At 44.0% G+C, this 2,009-nt stretch carries 4 protein-coding genes and 1 pseudogene; all 5 read right to left on the bottom strand.

Features of this window, described 5'->3' with window-relative positions:
* Positions 1-99: 99 nt before the first annotated feature.
* Positions 100-615: an IS3 family transposase gene (locus tag EHW56_RS15725; RefSeq protein ID WP_152796884.1), complete on the bottom strand. Its 516-nt coding sequence runs from the start codon at positions 613-615 to the stop codon at positions 100-102.
* Positions 567-818 (bottom strand): annotated as a pseudogene (locus EHW56_RS15170) (transposase); the annotation flags it as partial. The pseudogene EHW56_RS15170 and the gene EHW56_RS15725, both read right to left, overlap by 49 nt.
* 155 nt (positions 819-973) lie before the next feature.
* Complete coding sequence (locus EHW56_RS15175; RefSeq protein WP_152796886.1) at positions 974-1,360, bottom strand: hypothetical protein; 387 nt, start codon at positions 1,358-1,360, stop codon at positions 974-976.
* A 29-nt stretch (positions 1,361-1,389) separates the two neighbouring features.
* Positions 1,390-1,896: a hypothetical protein gene (locus EHW56_RS15180; RefSeq protein ID WP_152800115.1), complete on the bottom strand. Its 507-nt coding sequence runs from the start codon at positions 1,894-1,896 to the stop codon at positions 1,390-1,392.
* Between the two features lie 11 nt (positions 1,897-1,907).
* Positions 1,908-2,009: glycosyl transferase (locus EHW56_RS15425; protein WP_102504739.1), on the bottom strand; the 102-nt coding region annotated here is incomplete at its 5' end.

Genomic DNA, 2,009 nt, shown 5'->3' on the forward strand with positions numbered 1-2,009 from the left:
TTTAAATGTATCGATATCCACGGTATCTATCCCGAACTATTTTAGAATCGGCCTATATGATCACAGCCAGAGGTGATCGTCAAACCGATCCTTTTTTGGTCAAAAAACGTTCGCGATCTCGCCCTGCGATTTAGTTGATACGCACCATTCAGGACTTTGTGCAACAAGATGAGGCTGATACACTAACATCCTCAGATCGTCGATGCGTGTCCAGTAAAACGGATCAAGTCCAAAGCGTCGATTGACGAGTCCTTTAAAGAACGTCCGACTCTTTTTCTGGCGACGGTAAACACGGTCCACTCTCGCCTTTAAACCGGCTTCTCGCATCAAGCGGGCCACACGCTTACGACTCACTGCGAGACCTTTTGCCTTCAACGCCGCATGGATTTTAGGACTCCCATGTCTGCCTTCGCTTTTACGGTAGATGAACGCTATCTCTGCGCCTAGCTCACTATCTGCGCGCGCATGTCCTGACTGTCCGCGGCTTAGCCAATCATAATAGCCACTACGAGACACAGAAAGATGCCTACACAGCTTCTTTACTGAGTAAACATCACTATATTGCTTTACGAATCGGTAGGCTTGCGCCTTTGTTCTGCTTGAAAGCGTTGCCACTTTTTTAAGATATCGTTCTCCTCTTCAAGCTCTGTGATCCGTCGCTTGAGTGCCGATAGCTCATCCTTCGCCTTGTCTGGCTTCACTTTATTTTTTTGGGACTTGACCATACCAAACTCTCCATCTAGATACGCTTTACGCCATTTCGATAGCATGAATGGATGGATATCAAGCGCCTCTGCAACCGACTTCACTGTTCGATGCGTTTCATAGCTCCATTCACCGCTTTCAGTTTAAAGTCTAGTGAATATTGCGCTGTCTTTTTACCCGTTTTATAGGCTGGCATACTGACCTCCTCAGGTCGTCGATGCGTGTCCAGTAAAACGGATCAAGTCCAGAATCCCTCTCAAATTGCTTGTTATATGCTTTTCAATGCCTTAGAGACATCGCTTTCTACGTGATGTAGTTTCATCCGCTTTTCGATTATTTCAGCTTCGGTGAAACGGTTACGATTAGACCAATACACACCTTTGAAAAAGCACCTTTCAGCTAGGTCTGCGTCATATGGCTTCACTAATATAGATGTATCGCTCCATTTTTGGGATAGATCTCGCTCTGTATCACGGCTTTGCGAATCAGGATCATCAAGTAAAGATTGCATATACTGTGCGGTCAAAGACAATGACTCCATTAAAGACTTAATTGCCAAGTTCTTTTTTTGTTCGTAAATTTCTTTTCTATTAAACAACAAATTAAACCAAGTCAAAGCTACTTTGTTGATGATCTCTAAATCTTCTATTTCCATGTTTCCTCCTCCTGCATATAACGCTGCAATCAGCGCGGCTGCGCAGCAATCCGCTGCATTGCCTTGTTAGCTGTAGCTGTTGACGCTCTTTTGGTTAAATATTCTCTAATCAATACCAGCTCATTCACCTGAAGTATTTCTCTGACTCTATTTTTAACTTCAACTACGGTGGCATCTTCATCTTTTACTTTTACCTCACCAATCCCCATTAGATGGGTGAATACATCATACATTTCTTCTAGAGCCTTGGTTCTTGTCTCGTCTCTACCTTCTGCACCTGAAAGTGCATCAACGAGACCTGACTTTGCACCAATTCTTCGAACAGCCTTCTCAAAGGGCATAAGTTTTTCGTCTATTTCTGGCGTAATCCAAGCGGTGTACTCAATTCTTAAGGTATAAAGTTTTCCAGCGTGATCTAATGCTTCCTTTGTTGGACCTTCTCTGGTCAGAGTTACAACAGTTTGATGAACCTCTGCCAAATATTTTTCGCAAAACTCTACGTGCTTATCAAATACCGAATTGCACGGAAAACGCATGAACATCCGCGTCACGAAAGGCTTCCCAGCACGGTCGCCAGGTACTCTTGGTCCATCGCGCACATCATTCGCTTGCGTTGAATACCGGCTTTAAAACTCTTCTCTTGCTTTAA

The sequence above is a fragment of the Salinivibrio sp. VGrn1 genome (genome assembly GCF_009377995.1).
Classification (GTDB): domain Bacteria; phylum Pseudomonadota; class Gammaproteobacteria; order Enterobacterales; family Vibrionaceae; genus Salinivibrio; species Salinivibrio siamensis.